Raw genomic sequence first — 3,593 nt, 5'->3', positions numbered from 1 at the left:
CCCTTGAGCTTTTGACGCAGCAGCTCATCTATCTGGAAGATGCCTGCTGCGTTGGTCATGTGGATGGTCACTCGTATGGCCTTGTCCTGACCCTGGTTTATTTCCACTTTCTCTATGGCGGCAGCGGACACGGAGTGGATGTTGACGTGTCCACTTTCGAAGGGTATTCTGGATCTGCCCTGGGCCATATCGAGCGCATCGGCCACTCGCACTATACCTGCCTCCAGAGTGAGGGGTCTGCCATCGCTTCTGTGAGTGATGATGGCGTGCAGGGTTTCTGAGATGATGACTCGGCGTTCAGCCGGGGGGTAGAGGTTACTGAGCAGTTCCTGGAGTTTGGGTAGTGCTATGAAGAGGCTCATGAACTCGTGATCATCTCTGTGTATGGACATACCGCAGTCATGGAGGAGTGCTGCCAGTACCACAACGACTTCTGCATCGTGCTCGGACATGCCGTGGTCTTTGACTATTGAGGGTTGTATGTTCTTGGCCATCAGGAGGCGAAGGAGTCTGAGGGCGAGGTTGGCGACTATCTGCACATGGACTGGGCCGTGATCGCTCATGCCCAGTAGTGGATGTCTTGCCCTTCCAACCTTCGATTCCGTCTCCTTTTCGACCGGCCTGGATTCGGTGTAGACTACCGTCTCATGCTACTGGCACACAAGGCTGATCCGCCGCTGGTGAACCTGATCGCTCGTACTGTCAGCCCTAGCATCTGTTCCTGGTGCAGCGGCACTTAGTACAGCTTACTGGCACGCCTCGGGGGTATAGCCAGAGGGACAAGGTAAAGTTCCCTAAGAGCTCTCTCGAGCGAATCTCTTCCTAGTTGCCCTGTACCCACACGTACCTCCGCTGAGTGGTGCCAAGCAAATTGGCTCTCCTAAAGGCTTCGTGTATCACGAAAGGAGCTAGCCGCCTGGCTTGGCGTGGGAAATTTCTCCGGCTCTTGCCTATTTGGTATCGGCGGCGTGCAGGCTTTGGGCCATCGTCTGGAAGTCCTCAAGTAATCCCTCCCTAACGAGTGTCTCTCTGGAACTGTATACACCATATCCCTCCATCGTCAGATTCATGGGCTGCCCAGCATCCACCACGAAGGCCATAAGTTGCATCTGATCCTCTGCTGGTCTCACAGAGTAAATTACTCCATTGGCAAGACTACTCTCCTTCTGGAACCTCATGCCGGTATCCCGCCAAGACATCTCGATGGCCTCGGCCCAGCCAACAGGATCGGGATGTCGCCTAAACAGCTCAAGCTGCATGACCCGTAGGTTCTTGTTCCTATCTGCCAGCACCTTGTAGTTAGTGGCGGTGAGCACGAGACGATCCGGCTTGTGCTGGGAGTTGGGAGGCACATAGGCCCGTCTATCACCCAGGTCCACTGCTTGCCATCTGGCTGGCACGAGCATGCTATAGCCGAACTCGCGGTCTGTCCTGGGGATCAATAGCCCGATGAGGGGGCTGTGGGCACTCGTGGGACCTCCTCCTGGCCTTGTGGGCAACTGGGATGACCTGAGAGCTGCCGCTACGAGGATGCCTCCTGCCAGCAGGATCACCAGTAGCGGTACGCCCACCCATAGGATAACCTTGCGAGTCATTAATGTCACTCCTCTTAGAAACCAGGGCACCCCACCAGGGTGCTCCCTTCCTGCCCCTCATGCTCCCCTGGCAGCGGTACCTCTACCCGCAGGTCGTAGCTCTGCCCTGCTTGGGTCCTCACGTCTTCCATCACGAGCACTAGATGCCTAACGTGTATAGGTATGTGGTTAAAGTCCAGTGTGAAATCGACCATCCTGCCAGGCAATGCTTTGCCAACGAATTTCTCCTCGGGCTCTCCTGTCCTCCAGGACCAGCCAGCCCCCACTGCCGGGTAGCGATGCCCCTGGTCGTCCAGTAGGTAATAGGGAGGCGGAGGTGGAGGCTCTCCTTTGGATCCCTCGCGCGTCTCATACAGAATGACTGGGGAGCTGCCAGTGTTCGTTAGGCACAGGTACACTACGGTGTAGGTCAGCGCTATCGCTCTGCCTAGTGGTTGCTGGGGCTGGTAGCTCACGCGCCACAGCAGCAGCCGCAGGGGACCTGCCTGTGAGGTGCGCACCGCGTACACATCCCCCTCGTAGTAGCTCGTAGGTTCCACTCCTGCCGGCCCCAGCCTGTTGCACACCACAAGGAATCCCGCCCACAAGGCGATCGCTCCCACGATCCCAACCACGGTTGCAGCTCTTCTCATCCTGTCAGACATTTCCATCACTACCAATCGTGGTACACAGGCTCTATCTACCCAGATTATAATGCTAGTAGAATGGCTGGTAGACAGCGCACCACCGAATGGCGTTGTCTCCGAAGTTCATCACGTGATAGGTATTGGTCCGCAGTCTGGTATCTATACGGTAGGGGTACCAATCGTCGCTGATCGTGTACTGGCTGGCATAGGTGTGCTTGCCTATGGACCTGAACAGAAGTGTCGTCCCGGCTTCACAGGGGTAGGTGTCGTTGGTGACGTACGTGTTGTACAGCCATGAGTAGCGCAGGTCGCTGTGACGGTACCAGTGTTCCTCGTACAGCCGCTCGATCATATCCCTGGTATGATCCCATCGCGTGATCATCTTGTAGGACTCATCGTAGCCACAAATGCTGCCATGGCAGTGGTAGTTGCCGACATACTTGGTGCCAGTTGTGCGATCAACTGATGTAATGGAAACTAGTTCATCAGCAGCTATAGCCTTAGAAGCCGTGGCCTCCACCGCCTCAAGGCTCCCAACCATGAGTGCGAAGTCTGTGAACAGCCCCTCACTCACGAGCTGCTCTTTGGAGCCATAAATACCAGAACCATAAAGAGAAGCCACTAGCAACTTGCCTTGATATACCGTATATGCCACAAGCTGAATCTGATCTGCCATTGGCGTGAGTGAATATATCGCGGCCGCAGGTGGCCCTGGAACCCGTTCATACGGGATATTCTGTGCCTCCCAAAACTGCTCCTGGAACTGCGTCCAGGCACTCAAAGAGGTTTTTTGCCTAAGTAGCGCCAGCCCAACGACGGTCATGTTGCTGCTGCCATTTCCCGCTAAGGTGTGAGCATTGGTTACAGTAAGCAGAATCTGATTGTCGGTCCCGCCTGTATTTGTGGGAATGTAACCACGCGCGTCTCCCAGGTTCACTTCCTCCCAAGTTGCTGGCACGAGCATCTGGTAACCGAACACGCCATCAGTTTGCTGGACAAATCTCCCAACAAGAGAACTGATAGCTGCTGGGACCGCTGCTCTCACTGCTTGTGGAAACATCAGAGCCAATAGTGATATAGCAAATACGATATGAATCCACGTTCTCATGATCTTATATTCCTCTTTGGCCGACTTCTAGAACTTGGATGCACCCTAAAAGTTGTGTGTTATGCTACTCTAGCACAAAGCATCTGTCAATCTTTGTGGCAGCATAGAGTAAATCTGCGCACATCAAGGGGGGGCCTGTGGCGCCGCTAGCTGCCATGCCGCTGGAGGAGATCAAGAGCATACTTGAGGCTGGAGGTTTCCATGGCAGGGGTTGTTTGGAGATCATGACGGTGGAGGGCAACGGGCACCTATCCGAGGCGATGG

General features: G+C 55.1%; 4 protein-coding genes. All 4 read right to left on the bottom strand.

Annotated elements, in window-relative coordinates; all coding sequences use genetic code 11:
* Window positions 1-563, bottom strand: a 563-nt coding sequence (locus tag N2245_RS14390) for an HD domain-containing protein (RefSeq protein ID WP_494537397.1), incomplete at its 3' end; no start/stop codon positions are given.
* 387 nt (window positions 564-950) lie between these two features.
* Entirely contained in the window at window positions 951-1,595 is a 645-nt protein-coding gene (locus tag N2245_RS14385; RefSeq protein WP_494537396.1) for a hypothetical protein, read from the bottom strand.
* Window positions 1,596-1,609: 14 nt separating this feature from the next.
* Window positions 1,610-2,239: a hypothetical protein gene (locus N2245_RS14380; RefSeq protein ID WP_494537395.1), complete on the bottom strand. Its 630-nt coding sequence runs from the start codon at window positions 2,237-2,239 to the stop codon at window positions 1,610-1,612.
* Window positions 2,240-2,291: 52 nt separating this feature from the next.
* A complete protein-coding gene (locus tag N2245_RS14375) occupies window positions 2,292-3,329 on the bottom strand; it encodes a hypothetical protein (protein WP_494537394.1) in 1,038 nt (345 codons plus the stop codon).
* Window positions 3,330-3,593 lie beyond the last annotated feature (264 nt).

This window comes from Thermobaculum sp. T2p (assembly GCF_059335935.1).
Note: the sequence above shows the minus strand (reverse complement) of the source record. Positions and strands in the feature narration are given on the sequence as shown.

Excerpts from the sequence above, each read along its gene's own strand:
- N2245_RS14380 (WP_494537395.1), bottom strand. The coding sequence starts at position 2,239 with ATGTCTGACAGGATGAGAAGAGCTGCAACCGTGGTTGGGATCGTGGGA.
- N2245_RS14385 (WP_494537396.1), bottom strand. The coding sequence starts at position 1,595 with ATGACTCGCAAGGTTATCCTATGGGTGGGCGTACCGCTACTGGTGATC.
- N2245_RS14375 (WP_494537394.1), bottom strand. The coding sequence starts at position 3,329 with ATGAGAACGTGGATTCATATCGTATTTGCTATATCACTATTGGCTCTG.